A 15,143-nucleotide genomic window follows, 5' to 3' on the forward strand; every position below is an offset into this window, starting at 1 on the left:
CGCCGAAGCGCGCGGCCGGCGTGAAGGTGCCGGACGTGAAGACGCTGGTCGAGAAGCTGAAGACCGAAGCCAAGGTGTTGTAAGAGGGAGCGGAAAGAAATGACGATTCTGGTGATTGCAGAACACGACAACGCGTCGATCAAGGCCGCGACGCTGAACACGGTGGCGGCGGCAGCGAAGATCGGCGGTGACATTCACGTGCTGGTCGCGGGGCACAACGCGCAGGGCGCGGCCGACGCGGCAGCGAAGATCGCAGGCGTGTCGAAGGTGCTGCTGGCCGACGCGCCGCAGCTCGAAGCGGGCCTGGCGGAAAACGTCGAAGCGACCGCGCTGAACATCGCGAAGGATTACTCGCACATCCTCGCGCCGGCAACCGCCTACGGCAAGAACATCGCACCGCGCATCGCCGCGAAGCTGGACGTCGCGCAGATTTCGGACATCACGGCGGTCGATTCGGCCGACACGTTCGAGCGTCCGATCTACGCGGGCAACGCGATCGCGACGGTGCAGTCGAGCGATCCGATCAAGGTGATCACGGTGCGTGCAACGGGTTTCGATCCGGTTGCAGCGGAAGGCGGCAACGCGGCGGTCGAGAAGATCGAAGCGGCGGCCGATGCGGGCAAATCGCAGTTCGTGAGCCGTGAAGTGACGAAGCTGGATCGTCCGGAGCTGACGTCGGCGAGCATCATCGTGTCGGGCGGTCGCGGTCTGGGCAGCGGCGAAAACTACACGAAGGTGCTGGAGCCGCTGGCGGACAAGCTGTCGGCAGCACTGGGCGCATCGCGCGCGGCAGTCGACGCCGGCTACGTGCCGAACGACTACCAGGTCGGTCAGACCGGCAAGATCGTCGCGCCGCAGCTGTACATCGCGGTCGGCATCTCGGGTGCGATCCAGCATCTGGCCGGCATGAAGGATTCGAAGGTGATCGTCGCGATCAACAAGGATCCCGAAGCGCCGATCTTCAGCGTGGCCGACTACGGCCTCGTCGGCGATCTGTTCGCGCTCGTGCCGGAACTCGTGAACGAACTGGGCTGACACGGCGTGACTTGACGCTTCGGCGGCAAGTACGCAAGACGAGGGGCGCGATGAGCGCCCCTTTTTTGTGCGATGGCCGAGGCTCTGTTTCGAGCCAGCAACGCATTCGCTGTAACGAAAAAGGCGCCCCGAGGGCGCCTTTTTCGTTGATGCGCGCCGGCCTGCGTCGCGGCGGACCGGTCCGACTTATGCGTATGCCGGGCGCGTCTGGCCGGCCACGTCCTTCAGGTAGCGATGCACCGACAGGTCGTCGGCCTGGATTGCCGGTTTCTTGCCCGAGATCAGATCGGCGAGCAGTTGGCCCGACCCGCACGACATCGTCCAGCCGAGCGTGCCGTGGCCGGTGTTCAGAAACAGGTTCGAGACCGGCGTGCGGCCGACGATCGGCGTGCCGTCCGGCGTCATCGGGCGCAGGCCTGTCCAGAACGTTGCCTTCGACGTGTCGCCGCCGCCCGGGAACAGGTCGTTCACGCACATTTCGAGCGTCTCGCGACGCGCGGCACGCAGGTTCTTGTCGAAGCCGACGATCTCCGCCATGCCGCCGACGCGGATGCGCTGGTCGAAACGCGTGATCGCGATCTTGTAGGTTTCGTCCAGCACCGTCGACACGGGCGCGGCCGTCTCGTCGACGATCGGCGCGGTGATCGAATAGCCCTTCAGCGGATAGACGGGGATCTTCATCAGGTTCGAGATGAAGTTCGTGGAGTACGACCCGAGCGCGACGACGTATGCATCCGCGCGCACCGTCTCGCTGCCGCACTGCACGCCGGCGATCCTGCCGCCCGCGATCGCCAGCGCGTCGATCGGCGTGTTGTAGCGGAACTTCACGCCGAGCGATTCCGCGAGCGCCGCGAGGCGCGTCGTGAACAACTGGCAGTCGCCCGTTTCGTCGCCCGGCAGGCGCAGGCCGCCCGTCAGCTTGTGCGACACGGCGGCGAGCGCCGGTTCGGCATTCTTGAGCTCGTCCGGCGACAGCAGTTCGAACGGCACGTTCGCTTCCTGCAGCACCGCGATATCCTTCGCCGCGCCGTCGAGTTGCTGCTGCGTGCGGAACAGTTGCAGCGTGCCGCCCGTGCGGCCTTCGTACTGGATGCCCGTGTCGGCGCGCAGCGCCTGCAGGCAATCGCGGCTGTATTCGGCGAGGCGGACCATGCGGCCCTTGTTGACTGCATAGCGCTCGGCCGTGCAGTTGCGCAGCATCTGCCACATCCACTGTAGCTGGAAGCGCGTGCCGTCGAGGCGGATCGCGAGCGGCGCGTGCTTCTCGAACATCCACTTGACGGCCTTCAGCGGCACGCCGGGCGCGGCCCACGGCGCAGCATAGCCGGGCGAGATCTGACCTGCGTTCGCGAAGCTCGTCTCGAGCGCCGGGCCGGCTTCCCGGTCGATCACCGTGACTTCATGACCGGCGCGCGCGAGGTAATACGCGCTTGCCACGCCCACCACACCGCTGCCCAGAATGACGACTCGCATAGCTGCTCCAGATGGAAGGATCAGGTCGAGGCCGGGCGCACGTGCGTCTCCGTGTAACCTCTAGCTGATCTAGTTTTTTGCGCTATGGTATTGTCGAATGTGCAGGTTTTGTTATCGTATTTTTCAGGTTTTCAGCATAAACAAATGAGAACGCAACGCCAGCCAGTACGCTCGCTCGACAAGCTCGACCGGCGCATCCTCAAACTGCTCCAGGACGACGGCCGGATGGCGATGAAGGACCTCGCGGAGCAGGTCGGGCTGACCGTCACGCCGTGTATCGAGCGCGTGCGGCGCATGGAGCGCGACGGCGTCATCACCGGCTATCACGCACGCGTCGATCCGGGGCAGCTCGGTGCCGCGTTGCTGGTATTCGTCGAGATCACGCTCGGCCACAAGGGCGGCAACATGTTCGAGCAGTTCCGGCGCGAAGTGATGAAGATCGACGAGGTGCTCGAGTGCCATCTCGTGTCCGGCGACTTCGATTACCTGATCAAGGCGCGCATCGGTGAAATGGCCGACTATCGCAAGCTGCTGGGCGACATCCTGCTGCAGCTGCCCGGCGCGGTGCAGTCGAAAAGCTATGTCGTGATGGAAGAAATCAAGGAGACGCTGACGATCTCGGTCGGCGAATGACCGTGGCTGCTGCCTGCAGCCCGTCCCTCAATCCCGCCCTTGGCATGCTGCACCTAATACTGTATAAATGTACAGTATTGGGTGCAGGCGAATGGGTGAGCGTATGGACGGTCGGTCCGACAACGAATTTCCGATAGCACCGCCGGCGCCCCGCAAGGGGCGCGGTGCGGTCGACAACCTCCAGGGGCGATACGAAACGGCGCTGCGCGAAGCGGTCGACGACGGCTGGACACACGAATCGGACGACGCCGATCTGCCCGCGCCGCTGCGCACGCAGGTGTTTGAGGAGCGCGCAAAGAGCATCCTGACGCACAACCAGTCGCCGGACATACCGTTCAGCGTGTCGCTCAATCCGTATCGCGGCTGCGAGCATGGCTGCATCTACTGCTTTGCACGGCCGACCCATAGTTACCTCGGTCTGTCGCCGGGGCTCGATTTCGAGAGCCGCATCTATGCGAAGGTCAACGCGGCCGAATTGCTCGAGCGCGAGATTTCGCGCAAGCGCTACGTGCCGGAGCCGATCGCGCTCGGCGTCAACACCGATGCATACCAGCCGGTCGAGCGCGATCTGCGCATCACGCGCAGCGTGATCCAGGTGATGCACGATCACGGGCTGCCGTTCGCTGCGATCACGAAATCGTCCCTGATCGAGCGCGATCTGGATCTGCTGGCCCCGATGGCCAAGCGCGGGCAGGTGATGGCCGCGGTCACGATCACGACGCTCGATGCCGATCTCGCGCGCACGCTCGAGCCGCGTGCGGCGACGCCGGCGCGCCGGCTGCGCACGATCCGCGCGCTGCGTGATGCGGGCGTGCCGGTGGGCGTCAGCATTGCACCGATGATTCCGTTCGTCACCGAGCCGGACATGGAGCGTGTGCTGGAAGCTTGTGCTGAAGCCGGCGCGACGCACGCGAGTTACATCATCCTGCGGCTGCCGTGGGAGGTCGCGCCGCTGTTCAAGAACTGGCTCTCCGCGCATTTCCCCGATCGCGCGGAGCGCGTGATGAACCGCGTGCGCGACATGCGCGGCGGGAAGGACTACGACTCGGATTTCGCGAAGCGGATGAAGGGCGAGGGAATCTGGGCCGACCTGTTGCGGCAGCGGTTCCGTCAGGCCGTGAAGCGGCTAGGGTTGAACGAGCGTGCGAACGGCATTCTGGATCTGTCGCAGTTTCGCGGTGCGCCGGCGACCGGGGCGGCGGCGCAGCGCCCGGTGGCGGGCGCGACCGGCACGAAGTCGCGTGACGACGTGCAACTGAGCCTGTTCTGATCCGGCCGACGCGTGTTGGCGCTTACTGCGAGATTTGCTTTGCCGCTTCGACTTGCGATTCGAAGTACGTCTGGAACGACAGCGCGAGGGCGGTCATCAGCAGGAACGCACCGATCAGCAGCGAAAAGATCACGATGAAGATCACCGTCCAGCCTGACTGGCTGTGCTTGCCTGTGTCGGCATTGAATTGCGCGTCCCACTTCTCGTCGGGGCGCAGGCCGTAGACGAGCGCGGCGAGGAACGCAGCCAGAAGCGAGATCGCACCCGGCACGGCGAGCCACCAGCCGAGGTTGGCACTGCGCTGGGTCGCGGCGAGCAGCAGGAAACCCGGGATCCCGACGATTGTCGCGAGCAGGTGCGCCCAGCCGTACACGTCGCGAAAGCCGTACAGGTAGAAGCGGTGCGCGCCGAGCGAACCGAGCAGGAACGCGAGGGCGGCGGTGAGCGTCTTGGAGCGGAAGCGGCGGGACGATGCGGTGCTGCTGGACATGGATGGCGGCGGATTATCGTTGGCATGGGCGGCCGGCGGGCCGGCGCGGGGCGCTCGGCCCGGCACGCATTCTACGATGCCCGGTCGGACCCGGTCACCCCTTGCCTGCGTCAAGGTGCCGCATAGGTGATGCGGTAGATGGCGCCTGCGTAGTCGTCGCTGACGAGCAGCGAGCCGTCCGGCAGCGGCAGGACGTCGGCCGGGCGCCCCCACACGGTGCCGTCCGCGCGCAGCCAGCCCGTGATGAACGGTGTCTGGCTTGCGTGGCTGCCGTCGGCCGACACGACCGCGCGCATTACGCGATAGCCGACCTTCGTGCTGCGATTCCACGAACCATGCTCGGCAATGAAGATGTTGTTGCGATATGACGCCGGAAACATTGTCCCGGTATAGAAGCGCATGCCGAGTGCCGCGACGTGCGCGCCGAGTTTCAGCACGGGCGGCGCGTAGCGGCGGCACACGTCGGCGCTCCCGAATTCAGGGTCGGGCGTGTCGCCGCCGTGGCAATATGGAAAGCCGAAATCGAGGCCTGCGCGCGGCGCTCGATTCAGCTTGTCGTCGGGCACGTCGTCGCCCATCAAGTCGCGCCCGTTGTCGGTGAACCACAGCTCGCGCGACTCGGGGTGCCAGGCAAAGCCGACGGTATTGCGCACGCCGCGGGCGAACACTTCCCGGCCGCTGCCGTCCGCGTTCATGCGTGCGATGATCGCGTATCGACCGCGATCGGCGAGGCACACGTTGCATGGGGCGCCGGTCGGCACGTAGAGCTTGCCGTCGGGGCCGAATGCGATGAATTTCCAGCCGTGATGATGATCGGTCGGCAGCGTATCCGTCACGACAGCCGGCGCCGGAGGCCTGGCGAGCCGGTCGTCGATGTGATCGAGGCGCAGAATACGCGACACGGCGGAGATATAGAGCGCGCCGTCGCGATACGCGACGCCGACGGGCATGTCGAGCCCCGATGCGATCACGTAGCGGGCCGTGATCCGGCCCTCCTGCATCACAAGTGCATGCACACGGCCTTCCCGCGAGCCGACATACAGGATTCCGCGCGGCGACCACGCCATTTCGCGGGCGGTCGGCACGGCGTCGGTCAGCACGTCGACGTGGAAGCCGGGTGGCACGACGAGTTTGTCCGCCGGCGTTGCGGCGTAAGCCGCGGTGGCTGCGAGGCAGGTGAGGAGGCCGGTCAGCAAGCCCGCGAGGCGGTGCTGCGCGCGGCGCGCCAGGGTGACGCAAGATGGCGGCATGGCGGCGGTAAGCGTCGTGGACACGACGATTGTATGCCCGGCGTGCAGGGCGTCCGTGGAATTTTTGCGCGTAAGTGTTTGTTGTGGCTTTGGTTTCCGGCTATAATCGCACGTTTCAGTAGTTTCGAACCCGGTTTTCCCGAAGGATTTCATATGGTTATCATCCGTCTGGCTCGCGGCGGCTCGAAGAAGCGCCCGTTCTACAACATCGTCGCTACCGATTCGCGCAACCGTCGTGACGGCCGCTTCATCGAGCGCGTCGGCTTCTACAACCCGGTCGCCACGAAGGGCGAGTCGCTGCGTATCGCTCAGGACCGCCTGACGTACTGGCAAGGCGTTGGCGCGCAACTGTCGCCGACCGTCCAGCGTCTCGTGAAGGAAGCGCAAAAGGCGCAACCGGCTGCCTAACATGGCGCGGTGTGCCGGTCGTGCCGGCTGCAAGGAGCATTGATGTCCGGTCACGATTCCGGTAACGCAAAGCGCGGGCGAGCGTCATTTGGCGCATTCGTCCGCAAGCCGGTCGAGCGCGACACTGTCGCGAGCGCCGGTACGGCTGCCGAGCAGGGCAGTCTCGAGGCAGTACAAGCCTGGCCCGACGATGCTGTCGAGGTCGGGGCGGTCGTCGACGCCTATGGCCTGAAAGGCTGGGTCAAGGTGGCGACGCATGCAGACGCCGGTCGCGGCGGCGATGCGCTGCTCAAGGCGCGCCGCTGGTGGCTGGAACGGGGTGGGGAGCGCTTGTCTGCCCGCATCCTGCAGTCGAAGACGCACGGCGACACAGTCGTCGCGCATACCGCGGGTGTCAGCGACCGCGATGCCGCAATGGCTTTGCGCGGCTTTCGCGTGTTCGTGCGCCGGGAAGATTTTCCGGCATTGGCCGCGGACGAATTCTATTGGGTCGACCTGATCGGCCTCGAGGTCGTCAACGAGCAATCGGTGGCGCTCGGGACGGTAAGCGGGATGATCGACAACGGCGTGCATTCGATCATGCGCGTCGAGTATCCGGCAGTCGGCAAGGATGGTCGGCCGACCACCGACGAACGGCTGATTCCGTTCGTCGGCGTCTACGTCAAAACGGTGGATCAGGCGGCACGTCGCATCGTCGTCGACTGGGAAGCCGATTACTAATGAACCAGGTTACGGAGAGCGCGGTGCAGTTCGACGTCGTCACGCTCTTTCCCGAAATGTTCCGCGCACTGACCGACTGGGGAATCACCAGCCGGGCCGTGAAGCAGGGGCGCTTCGGATTGCGCACCTGGAATCCGCGTGATTTCACGACGGACAACTACCGCACGGTCGACGATCGTCCGTACGGCGGCGGTCCGGGCATGGTGATGCTGGCCAGGCCGCTCGAGGCCGCGATCGGCGCTGCGAAAGCAGCGCAGGCGGAGCAGGGCGTCGCGAGCACGCGTGTGGTGATGATGTCGCCGCAAGGTGCACCGTTCACGCACGAACGTGCGGTGCGAATGGCGCAGGAGCCTGGTGTCATCGTGCTGTGCGGCCGCTACGAGGCGATCGATCAGCGTTTGCTCGACCGGTGCGTCGACGAGGAAATCAGCCTCGGCGATTTCGTTCTGTCCGGCGGCGAACTGCCGGCGATGGCGATGATGGATGCCGTCGTGCGCCTGCTGCCTGGCGTGCTGAACGACGCGCAGTCGGCTGTGCAGGACAGCTTCGCCGACGGGCTGCTCGATTGTCCGCATTACACGCGCCCCGAGGAATACGAGGGGATGCGCGTGCCGGACGTGCTGCTCGGCGGCCATCATGCCGAGATCGAGCGGTGGCGGCGCCAGGAAGCATTGAGGAATACGTTGCGGAAGCGGCCGGACCTGATCGTCCGGGCGCGCCGCGAGAAGTTGTTGAGCCGTGCCGACGAGGCATGGCTTGCGAACCTCGCACGCGAAGCGAAGAACGCCTCCTGAGGCGGCGGCGCGGGCGGGAAATGGCGGTGCCGTGCATGCGTGCGCGGTGCCTGATGTGAATCCATCCTCTATCGGGGCCAAGCCTGGAAGCAGGCGGGTGCAAACGCCGACAAGATGGCTTTAGGAGTCAGTGATGAATCTGATCGCAAAACTTGAGCAGGAAGAGATCGAGCGCGCGCTCGCCGGCAAGACGATCCCCGAATTCGCCCCGGGCGACACGGTGATCGTGAACGTGAACGTGGTTGAAGGTAACCGCAAGCGCGTTCAGGCGTACGAAGGCGTCGTGATCGCGATTCGCAACCGTGGTCTGAACTCGAACTTCATCGTCCGCAAGATTTCGTCGGGCGAAGGCGTCGAGCGTACGTTCCAGACCTACTCGCCGCTGCTGGCGAGCATCGTCGTGAAGCGTCGCGGTGATGTGCGTCGCGCGAAGCTGTACTACCTGCGCGAGCGTTCGGGCAAGTCGGCTCGAATCAAGGAAAAGCTGGTGTCGAAGGATCGCGCCGCAGCAGCTTCCCAAGAGTAAGAGCTGTAAGGAAAAAGCACCCTCCCGGGTGCTTTTTTCATTCTGGCGCGACAATATGCTCGATACGTCACGAACTCGAGATCCCCATTGAATCGCCGCCCCATCATTGATCCCGAAGTGCTGCCGGTCGAAGGCACTGGCGCCGGCTTGCCGTCCATCGAAACCCGCTTGATGACCCCGCCCGGGCTGCGCGAGCGTTTCGCGCGCACGCTCGAATGGAGCGTCGAGCCCGGAGAGGCACGGCTGCAGGAGGGCGTCGATCCGCGCAGCGCCGCCGTCCTGATTCCGCTCGTCGTTCGCGAGGGCGGCCTCACCGTGCTGCTGACCCAGCGCGCCGACCACCTGAACGACCACGCCGGGCAGATCAGCTTCCCCGGTGGCCGTCGCGAGCCGTTCGATCGCGATGCGACGGCGACCGCGTTGCGCGAGGCGAAGGAAGAAATCGGACTGGCCGCCGAACCGGTGGAGGTGCTCGGTGCGCTGCCCGACTACCTGACGGGGACCGGCTTCTGCGTGACGCCCATCGTGGGGCTCGTGCATCCGCCGTTTACCGTGCAGGCCGACACGTTCGAGGTTGCCGAGATTTTCGAGGTACCGCTCGCGTTCCTGATGAGTCCGGCGAACCACCAGGTGCGCGTGTTCCGCTGGGAAGGCGGCGAGCGTCGTTTTTTTGCGATGCCCTATCCGAACGGCGAATCGGCCGGGCATTACTTCATCTGGGGCGCAACTGCCGGCATGTTGCGCAATCTGTACCGCTTCTTGGCAGCCGGATAGCATCCGGCCCGAACCCGCGCACGCGGCCGGCCGCCGGCCCGTCGCGTCGGCAGCCATGCGCCGCTTACGCTGTGCTATCGTTATGCAAAAAATGACATAACTCCGAAGACGGCGCCACGCATGACTTTCTTTTCGGTTCTTCTCGCCCTCATCATCGAACAGGTCCGCGCGTTGTCGCCGAGCAATCCGGTGTTCGCCCTGTTCCAGTTTCATGCGGAAACCGTCGCGCATGGCCTCGACGCCGGCAAGCAAAAGCATGGTGTGCTCGCATGGCTTGCAGTCGTGCTGCCGTGGGTGCTGATCGTCGCGCTGATCTACTTTCTGCTGTTCAAGGTGAGCTTCGTGCTCGCGTTCATCTGGAACGTCGTCGTCGTGTACTTCACGCTCGGCTTCCGCCAGTTCAGCCACTATTTCACCGATATCCATCTCGCGCTCAACAACGACGACGTGCCGCGCGCGCGAGAAATCCTGCACGAGTGGACGGGCCTCGACACGGTCGACATGCCGGTCGGCGAAATCGTCCGCCATACGCTGATTCATGCGGTCGTTGCGTCGCATCGCCACGTGTTCGGCGTGTTCTTCTGGTACGTGCTGCCCATCGGTCCGGCCGGTGCCGTGCTGTACCGCATCTCCGAATATCTCGCGCGCAGCTGGTCGACGCCGGGCGACGATCGCACCGCCGCGTTCTCGACGTTCGCGCAGCGCGCGTTCTTCGTGATCGACTGGATTCCGTCGAGACTGACCGCGCTCGGCTTCGCGATCGTCGGCAACTTCGAGGATGCGATCTACGCGTGGCGCAATCACACGCGCCAGTGGCCCGACCCGAACGACGGCGTGCTGCTCGCGGCCGGCAGCGGCGCGCTCGGCGCGCGCCTCGCGGGGCCGCTCGCGGAACCGTCGAGTCTAGACGCGTTGGCGGTCGGCGACAGCGGCCCGTTGACGGTCGGCGATGATTGCACGCCGCGCACGCTGCAGTCCGCGGTCGGCCTGGTTTGGCGCGCCGTGATCCTGTGGATGATCCTGCTGTTGATGCTGACGCTGGCCGTCTGGGTGTCGTGACGCCGCAGCGCACGTGCGCGATGAAACGAAAAGGCCGGCTTCATGCCGGCCTTTTTGCCATGCGCCAGGTCAGTCCGCTCAGTCGTCGAGCGGATCGCGTACGGCGCCGCACTGCCAGCAGGCGGTGAACTGAGCCTCCAGCGCCTCGCCGCATCGACGGCAGCGCCACGGAGCGGCGCCGGCCGACGGGCCATGCGACGCCGCATCGAGGAGCCGCCGAGCGAGCGCATCGTCGCGCTCGTCGTCGAGCCACAGCTCGGGGGCGCAAGCGTCGGCGGGCAAGCCGCCGAGCGCGCCGGTCGCGTAGCAGTTGTGCAGTTCGCAACCGATGCCGGCCGCCTGCAGCACATTCGCCCAATGCTGCGCGGTGGCGAGATTGGGGGCCTTGAAACGCATCGCGGCTCCTGTCGGTGAAGGCCGGGCCGGCGCCCCGGCCGCCTTCTGCCCGCCGTGCGCTCAGCGGACGATCTGGCTTGCCTCGTGCACGAGCTGTGCGTAAAGCGCATGCCGCGACGGTGAGATGCGGCCGTCGGAGACGGCTTCGAGAATCGCGCAGCCCGGCTCGTGCAGATGATGGCAATTATAGAAACGGCAGTCCGCGAGCAGCGGGCGGAATTCCGGGAACGCGCGCTCGAGGCGGCCTTCCGTCAGGTGGTAGAGGCCGAATTCCTGGAAACCCGGCGAATCGATCAGCGCGCCGCCGCCTTCGAGCGGGTAGAGGCGCGTGAATGTCGTCGTGTGACGGCCGCTGTTGAGCGCGGCCGAGATTTCCCGGGTCGCGGCTTCGGCATCGGGCACGAGCAGGTTCACGAGCGTCGACTTGCCCATTCCGGACTGGCCGAGCAGGATCGTCGAATGCCCGGCCAGATGCGGCATCAGTTGCGCGCGCGCATCGTCGGGCGCGCCCTTCACCGACAGTTCGAGCACGTCGTAGCCGAGCGCGCGGTAGGGCGCGAGGCGCTCGCGGGCGACCGGCAGCGCGGCCTCGACGTCGATCTTGTTCAGCACGACGAGCGGCTTCAGTTCATTCGCTTCGGCCGCGATCAGCGCGCGGCCGAGGAGATCCTCGCTGAAATAGGGCTCGGTCGCGAGCACGATCAGCAGCTGATCGAGGTTGGCCGCGAAGAGCTTCGACTTGAACTGGTCGGAACGGTACAGCAGGTTGCGCCGCTCGCCGATCTCGACGATCACGCCCTGGTCGGCCGACGCCTGTTCGTACACGACGCGGTCGCCGACCGCGATCTCGCTTTTCTTGCCGCGCGGGAAGCACTGCAGCATCGGGCCGCCGTCGTCGGGCGCGACGATATAGTGGCGGCCGTGCGCCGCGATCACGCGGCCTTCGACACGCGGCGCGCCCGATGCGCGCGGAGCCGGCTTGCGGGAGGTCGGCCGGCTCATGCGTGCTGCATCAGGCGGTCGATCCGCTGCGACGCCGGCGGATGCGAGTAGTAGAAGGCCGTGTAGACGGGGTCCGGCGTGAGGGTCGACGCGTTGTCCTCGTAAAGCTTCACGAGCGCGCTGACGAGATCCTGCGCGTCGGTCTGGCTCGCCGCGAACGCGTCGGCCTCGAATTCATGCTTGCGCGACGTGAGGCTGCTGAACGGCGTCGCGAAGAACAGGAACACGGGGATCGCGAGGAAGAACAGCACGAGCGCGGCGCCCGCGTTGCTCGTGTCGAGCGACGGCGTGACGCCGAGCCCCGTATAGAACCACGTGCGCTGCGCGAGCCAGCCGAGCAGCGCGAGCAGCACGAGGCTCAGCACGAACGACACGAGCATCCGCTTCATTACGTGGCGGCGCTTGAAGTGGCCGAGTTCGTGCGCGAGCACGGCCTCGATTTCCTGGCCGGACAGCCGCGCGAGCAGCGTGTCGAAGAATACGATCCGCTTCGACGCACCGAAGCCCGTGAAGTACGCGTTGCCGTGCGCGGAACGGCGGCTGCCGTCCATCACGAACAGGCCCTTCGCCGCGAAGCCGCACCGCTTCATCAGCGACTCGATGCGCGTGCGCAGCGCTTCGTCCTTCAGCGGTTCGAACTTGTTGAAGATCGGCGCGATGAAGGTCGGGTAGATCAGCAGCACGAGCATCTGGAATGCGACCCAGACGATCCAGGTCCACAGCCACCACAGGCTGCCGGCCTGGTTCATCAGCCACAGCACGACGAACAGCAGCGGCAGGCCGAGCACGGCGCCGAGCAGCGTGTTCTTCAGCATGTCGGTGAAGAACAGGCGCTTGGTCATGCGGTTGAAGCCGAACCGTTGTTCGATCCCGAACTGGCGGTAATACTCGAACGGCACGTCGATCGCGCCCATGATCGCGAGCACGACGGCGACGAGCGCGACCTGCTGACCGTAGCCGCGGCCGAACCAGCCCGTCAGCAGCGTGTCGAGGGCGCCGACGCCGCCGAGCAGGGTAAGGCCGACCAGCACGGCCGCGCTGACGACGATTTCAAACATCGCCAGCCGGGTGCGCTCGACCGTGTAGTCGGCGGCGCGCTGGTGGGCGGTCAGCGGGATGGTGGCGCTGAACTGCGCGGGCACGTCGTTGCGATGTGCGGCGACGAAGCGGATCTGCCGCGACGCGAGCCACAGCTTGGTGACGACCATCGCGAGCACGGCGATCGCGAACAGCAGGGTGAACGAAAAGGGTGACATCGAAGGCGCCAAAGGGTTCTATGCGAGAATTATATGTTCTTGCGGACCGGGCCCGCTCACGCGATGCCGGCCGCCCGGGCGGCGCTGCGCGCCGTCCGCCATTTTCCAGGATGACTCATGACCGATACCGCCGCTTCCGCCAGCCAGCCCGCGCTCGTGCGCAACGAGTTGAACCTCGTCTGGCTCGACATGGAGATGACGGGCCTCGACCCGGATAACGACCGCATCATCGAAATCGCGGTCGTCGTGACCAATTCCACGCTCGACATCGCGGTGGAAGGCCCCGTGTTCGCGATCCACCAGAGCGACGAAACGCTCGCGAAGATGGACGACTGGAACAAGTCGACGCACGGCCGCTCGGGCCTGATCGAGCGCGTGCGCGCGTCGACCGTGACCGAGGCGGAGGCTGCCGCGCAGCTGCAGGCGTTCCTCGCGCAGTATGTATTGCCCGGCAAGTCGCCGATGTGCGGCAATTCGATCTGCCAGGATCGCCGTTTCATGGCGCGCTGGATGCCGGAATTCGAGCGGTTCTTCCACTACCGCAACCTGGATGTCAGCACGCTCAAGGAGCTGTGCCGCCGCTGGCAGCCCGCGATCTACAAGGGCTTCCAGAAGCGCGCGATGCACACGGCGCTCGCGGACATCCACGAGTCGATCGACGAACTGAAGTATTACCGCGAGCATTTCCTGATTCCGGCCGCGTCGGCGCCGGCAGGCGAGTCCGCGCCGGCCGCCTGAGCGGGCCGGCACGCGCTCAGCGCGGCGCGCGTTGCGCGCTCTTCGGCCGGAACGCCGCGACCACCGCGGCGTCGGTCTCGATGTACGGGCCGCCGATCAGGTCGATGCAGTAGGGTACGGCCGCGAAGATGCCGGGCACGGTCGACTTGCCGTCGGCGTCGCGCAGCCCTTCGAGCGTTTCCCGGATCGACTTCGGCTGGCCGGGCAGGTTGATGATCAGCGCCGCGTGGTCGGCCGTCTCGCGGATCACCGCGACCTGCCGCGACAGGATCGCGGTCGGCACGAAATTCAGGCTGATCTGCCGCATCTGTTCGCCGAATCCCGGCATTTCCTTCGTCGCAACGGCCAGCGTGGCTTCCGGCGTCACGTCGCGCCGCGCGGGGCCGGTGCCGCCGGTCGTCAGCACCAGATCGCACCCCGCGACGTCGACGAGTTCTGCCAGCGTGGCGGAGATCGTCGGCGCGTCGTCCTGGATCAGCCGGGTTTCGGCGCGCCACGGCGAGCGCAATGCGCTGGCGAGCCATTCCTGCAACGCCGGAATGCCCTTGTCCTCATAAACGCCCGTGCTGGCGCGGTCGCTGATCGACACGAGGCCGACCACGAGCTCGTCCGGGTGGTTACGCTTCGTCGTCATGGTCGTCTCCGGCTTCGTCCGGCGCTTCGTCTGCGTCGGCCTCGTCCGTACCGCTCGCGGTCTTGATCCACTGGAACAGCTCGCGGAAATAGCGCGGCGGCTTGCCTTGCTGCGCTTCCTTGCGTGCGTTGCGGATCAGCGTGCGGCCTTCCTGGATGTCGGCTTCGGGGTGCAGGCGGAGGAATTCGGTCAGCGCGTCGTCGCTGGCGAGCAGCTGCTCGCGCGTGCGCTCGATCCAGTGCAGGCGGGCGGTCGCGGCCTTGTTCACGCCTCGCTGGGCGTCCAGCGCGGTGCGCAGCGCGGCCGTTTCCTCGTCGGTCAGCGAGCGCATCACGCGGCCGACGTATTGGAGCTGGCGGCGTTTGCCTTCGTGGTCGGTGATCCGGCGCGCCTCGCGCACGGCGTCGGCGAGGTCCTCGGGCATCGGCATGCGCTTGAGCGCGTCCTTCGGCAGGTCGACCAGGGCCTGGCCGAGCTCCTGCAGCGCGTGCATCTCGCGTTTCAACTGGGATTTGCTGGGGCGATCGTAGCCATTGCCGGTGTCGTCGTCGGCGTGCTCGATCGGCTGGATTCGGGTTTTGCGTGTCATGGGCGGCATTGTATCGCGGCGCGCACACCCCAAGCTTGTCGGTATGTGGCCCCGGACCTTGCTATGATCGCGGGATACGCAACATTTTGAACATGC

At 65.9% G+C, this 15,143-nt stretch carries 18 protein-coding genes and 1 pseudogene; 11 read left to right on the forward strand and 8 right to left on the reverse strand.

Translation table 11 applies throughout. From position 1 onward, the window contains the following. Together WS46_RS35350 and WS46_RS15645 are read left to right on the forward strand one after the other, a co-directional pair. Positions 1-83: pseudogene (locus WS46_RS35350) on the forward strand (electron transfer flavoprotein subunit beta/FixA family protein); the annotation flags it as partial. Between the two features lie 16 nt (positions 84-99). After that, the gene (locus WS46_RS15645) at positions 100-1,035 is read left to right on the forward strand and encodes an electron transfer flavoprotein subunit alpha/FixB family protein (RefSeq protein ID WP_059691057.1); all 936 of its coding nucleotides are present in this window, start codon (positions 100-102) and stop codon (positions 1,033-1,035) included. Positions 1,036-1,221: 186 nt separating this feature from the next. Here the strand turns inward: WS46_RS15645 and WS46_RS15650 are convergent, their stop codons facing one another. After that, complete coding sequence (locus WS46_RS15650; RefSeq protein WP_059691058.1) at positions 1,222-2,508, reverse strand: D-amino acid dehydrogenase; 1,287 nt, start codon at positions 2,506-2,508, stop codon at positions 1,222-1,224. A gap of 144 nt (positions 2,509-2,652) precedes the next feature. Between WS46_RS15650 and WS46_RS15655 the strand changes: the two genes are divergently transcribed. Further along, on the forward strand, positions 2,653-3,141 hold the full coding sequence (locus tag WS46_RS15655; protein ID WP_006762687.1) for an Lrp/AsnC ligand binding domain-containing protein: 489 nt from the start codon (positions 2,653-2,655) through the stop codon (positions 3,139-3,141). Positions 3,142-3,232: 91 nt separating this feature from the next. Continuing rightward, positions 3,233-4,411: a PA0069 family radical SAM protein gene (locus tag WS46_RS15660; protein WP_059523816.1), complete on the forward strand. Its 1,179-nt coding sequence runs from the start codon at positions 3,233-3,235 to the stop codon at positions 4,409-4,411. A gap of 22 nt (positions 4,412-4,433) precedes the next feature. On the opposite strand, the gene WS46_RS15665 is transcribed toward WS46_RS15660, so the two are convergent. Further along, positions 4,434-4,901, reverse strand: coding sequence for an NINE protein (locus WS46_RS15665; RefSeq protein ID WP_059523814.1), 468 nt, complete (start codon positions 4,899-4,901; stop codon positions 4,434-4,436). Between the two features lie 110 nt (positions 4,902-5,011). Then, a complete protein-coding gene (locus WS46_RS15670; protein ID WP_059691059.1) occupies positions 5,012-6,151 on the reverse strand; it encodes a sorbosone dehydrogenase family protein in 1,140 nt (379 codons plus the stop codon). A 153-nt stretch (positions 6,152-6,304) separates the two neighbouring features. Here WS46_RS15670 and rpsP point away from each other — a divergent pair, with 153 nt between their 5' ends. The 6 genes from rpsP (at position 6,305) to WS46_RS15700 (ending at position 10,432) form a co-directional block, all read left to right on the forward strand. Beyond that, positions 6,305-6,559, forward strand: a complete 255-nt coding sequence (rpsP, locus tag WS46_RS15675; RefSeq protein ID WP_006476550.1) for a 30S ribosomal protein S16 — start codon at positions 6,305-6,307, stop codon at positions 6,557-6,559. 42 nt (positions 6,560-6,601) lie between these two features. Next, positions 6,602-7,279, forward strand: coding sequence for a ribosome maturation factor RimM (gene rimM / locus WS46_RS15680; RefSeq protein WP_059691060.1), 678 nt, complete (start codon positions 6,602-6,604; stop codon positions 7,277-7,279). Beyond that, complete coding sequence (trmD, locus tag WS46_RS15685) at positions 7,279-8,073, forward strand: tRNA (guanosine(37)-N1)-methyltransferase TrmD (RefSeq protein ID WP_059447922.1); 795 nt, start codon at positions 7,279-7,281, stop codon at positions 8,071-8,073. The genes rimM and trmD overlap by 1 nt, the downstream gene beginning before the upstream one ends. Before the next feature lie 133 nt (positions 8,074-8,206). Beyond that, positions 8,207-8,599: a 50S ribosomal protein L19 gene (gene rplS / locus WS46_RS15690; RefSeq protein WP_006753174.1), complete on the forward strand. Its 393-nt coding sequence runs from the start codon at positions 8,207-8,209 to the stop codon at positions 8,597-8,599. 87 nt (positions 8,600-8,686) lie between these two features. Further along, the gene (locus WS46_RS15695) at positions 8,687-9,373 is read left to right on the forward strand and encodes a CoA pyrophosphatase (RefSeq protein WP_059523805.1); all 687 of its coding nucleotides are present in this window, start codon (positions 8,687-8,689) and stop codon (positions 9,371-9,373) included. A gap of 120 nt (positions 9,374-9,493) precedes the next feature. Beyond that, on the forward strand, positions 9,494-10,432 hold the full coding sequence (locus WS46_RS15700) for a CobD/CbiB family protein (protein ID WP_059523804.1): 939 nt from the start codon (positions 9,494-9,496) through the stop codon (positions 10,430-10,432). Between the two features lie 78 nt (positions 10,433-10,510). Here WS46_RS15700 and WS46_RS15705 read toward each other — a convergent pair whose 3' ends face one another. Genes WS46_RS15705 through WS46_RS15715 form a run of 3 tightly spaced genes read right to left on the reverse strand, consistent with a single transcriptional unit; the run spans position 10,511 to position 13,086 of the window. After that, positions 10,511-10,828: a putative signal transducing protein gene (locus WS46_RS15705; RefSeq protein WP_059523802.1), complete on the reverse strand. Its 318-nt coding sequence runs from the start codon at positions 10,826-10,828 to the stop codon at positions 10,511-10,513. A 60-nt stretch (positions 10,829-10,888) separates the two neighbouring features. Beyond that, a complete protein-coding gene (rsgA, locus tag WS46_RS15710; RefSeq protein ID WP_059691061.1) occupies positions 10,889-11,830 on the reverse strand; it encodes a ribosome small subunit-dependent GTPase A in 942 nt (313 codons plus the stop codon). After that, positions 11,827-13,086 (reverse strand): M48 family metallopeptidase, encoded by a 1,260-nt coding sequence (locus WS46_RS15715; protein WP_059691062.1) that lies wholly within the window; start codon positions 13,084-13,086, stop codon positions 11,827-11,829. The genes rsgA and WS46_RS15715 overlap by 4 nt, the downstream gene beginning before the upstream one ends. A gap of 117 nt (positions 13,087-13,203) precedes the next feature. On the opposite strand from WS46_RS15715, the gene orn reads away from it, so the two are divergent. Beyond that, the gene (orn, locus tag WS46_RS15720; RefSeq protein ID WP_059691063.1) at positions 13,204-13,824 is read left to right on the forward strand and encodes an oligoribonuclease; all 621 of its coding nucleotides are present in this window, start codon (positions 13,204-13,206) and stop codon (positions 13,822-13,824) included. 16 nt (positions 13,825-13,840) lie between these two features. On the opposite strand, the gene mog is transcribed toward orn, so the two are convergent. Together mog and yjgA are read right to left on the reverse strand one after the other, a co-directional pair. Continuing rightward, positions 13,841-14,458, reverse strand: coding sequence for a molybdopterin adenylyltransferase (gene mog, locus WS46_RS15725; protein ID WP_082725337.1), 618 nt, complete (start codon positions 14,456-14,458; stop codon positions 13,841-13,843). Continuing rightward, complete coding sequence (gene yjgA / locus WS46_RS15730) at positions 14,442-15,047, reverse strand: ribosome biogenesis factor YjgA (protein ID WP_290371025.1); 606 nt, start codon at positions 15,045-15,047, stop codon at positions 14,442-14,444. The genes mog and yjgA overlap by 17 nt, the downstream gene beginning before the upstream one ends. Positions 15,048-15,143 lie beyond the last annotated feature (96 nt).

Source organism: Burkholderia sp. RF4-BP95 (assembly GCF_001521985.1).
In the GTDB taxonomy this organism is placed as follows: domain Bacteria; phylum Pseudomonadota; class Gammaproteobacteria; order Burkholderiales; family Burkholderiaceae; genus Burkholderia; species Burkholderia diffusa.

What these genes read in the sequence shown, in the direction of transcription:
- WS46_RS15705 (WP_059523802.1), bottom strand. Translation starts at nt 10,828, where the DNA reads ATGCGTTTCAAGGCCCCCAATCTCGCCACCGCGCAGCATTGGGCGAAT.
- trmD (WP_059447922.1), top strand. Translation starts at nt 7,279, where the DNA reads ATGAACCAGGTTACGGAGAGCGCGGTGCAGTTCGACGTCGTCACGCTC.
- rimM (WP_059691060.1), top strand. Translation starts at nt 6,602, where the DNA reads ATGTCCGGTCACGATTCCGGTAACGCAAAGCGCGGGCGAGCGTCATTT.
- orn (WP_059691063.1), top strand. Translation starts at nt 13,204, where the DNA reads ATGACCGATACCGCCGCTTCCGCCAGCCAGCCCGCGCTCGTGCGCAAC.
- mog (WP_082725337.1), bottom strand. Translation starts at nt 14,458, where the DNA reads ATGACGACGAAGCGTAACCACCCGGACGAGCTCGTGGTCGGCCTCGTG.
- rpsP (WP_006476550.1), top strand. Translation starts at nt 6,305, where the DNA reads ATGGTTATCATCCGTCTGGCTCGCGGCGGCTCGAAGAAGCGCCCGTTC.
- WS46_RS15715 (WP_059691062.1), bottom strand. Translation starts at nt 13,086, where the DNA reads ATGTCACCCTTTTCGTTCACCCTGCTGTTCGCGATCGCCGTGCTCGCG.
- WS46_RS15700 (WP_059523804.1), top strand. Translation starts at nt 9,494, where the DNA reads ATGACTTTCTTTTCGGTTCTTCTCGCCCTCATCATCGAACAGGTCCGC.
- WS46_RS15660 (WP_059523816.1), top strand. Translation starts at nt 3,233, where the DNA reads ATGGGTGAGCGTATGGACGGTCGGTCCGACAACGAATTTCCGATAGCA.
- rsgA (WP_059691061.1), bottom strand. Translation starts at nt 11,830, where the DNA reads ATGAGCCGGCCGACCTCCCGCAAGCCGGCTCCGCGCGCATCGGGCGCG.
- WS46_RS15655 (WP_006762687.1), top strand. Translation starts at nt 2,653, where the DNA reads ATGAGAACGCAACGCCAGCCAGTACGCTCGCTCGACAAGCTCGACCGG.
- WS46_RS15645 (WP_059691057.1), top strand. Translation starts at nt 100, where the DNA reads ATGACGATTCTGGTGATTGCAGAACACGACAACGCGTCGATCAAGGCC.
- rplS (WP_006753174.1), top strand. Translation starts at nt 8,207, where the DNA reads ATGAATCTGATCGCAAAACTTGAGCAGGAAGAGATCGAGCGCGCGCTC.
- WS46_RS15670 (WP_059691059.1), bottom strand. Translation starts at nt 6,151, where the DNA reads ATGCCGCCATCTTGCGTCACCCTGGCGCGCCGCGCGCAGCACCGCCTC.
- WS46_RS15650 (WP_059691058.1), bottom strand. Translation starts at nt 2,508, where the DNA reads ATGCGAGTCGTCATTCTGGGCAGCGGTGTGGTGGGCGTGGCAAGCGCG.
- WS46_RS15665 (WP_059523814.1), bottom strand. Translation starts at nt 4,901, where the DNA reads ATGTCCAGCAGCACCGCATCGTCCCGCCGCTTCCGCTCCAAGACGCTC.
- yjgA (WP_290371025.1), bottom strand. Translation starts at nt 15,047, where the DNA reads ATGACACGCAAAACCCGAATCCAGCCGATCGAGCACGCCGACGACGAC.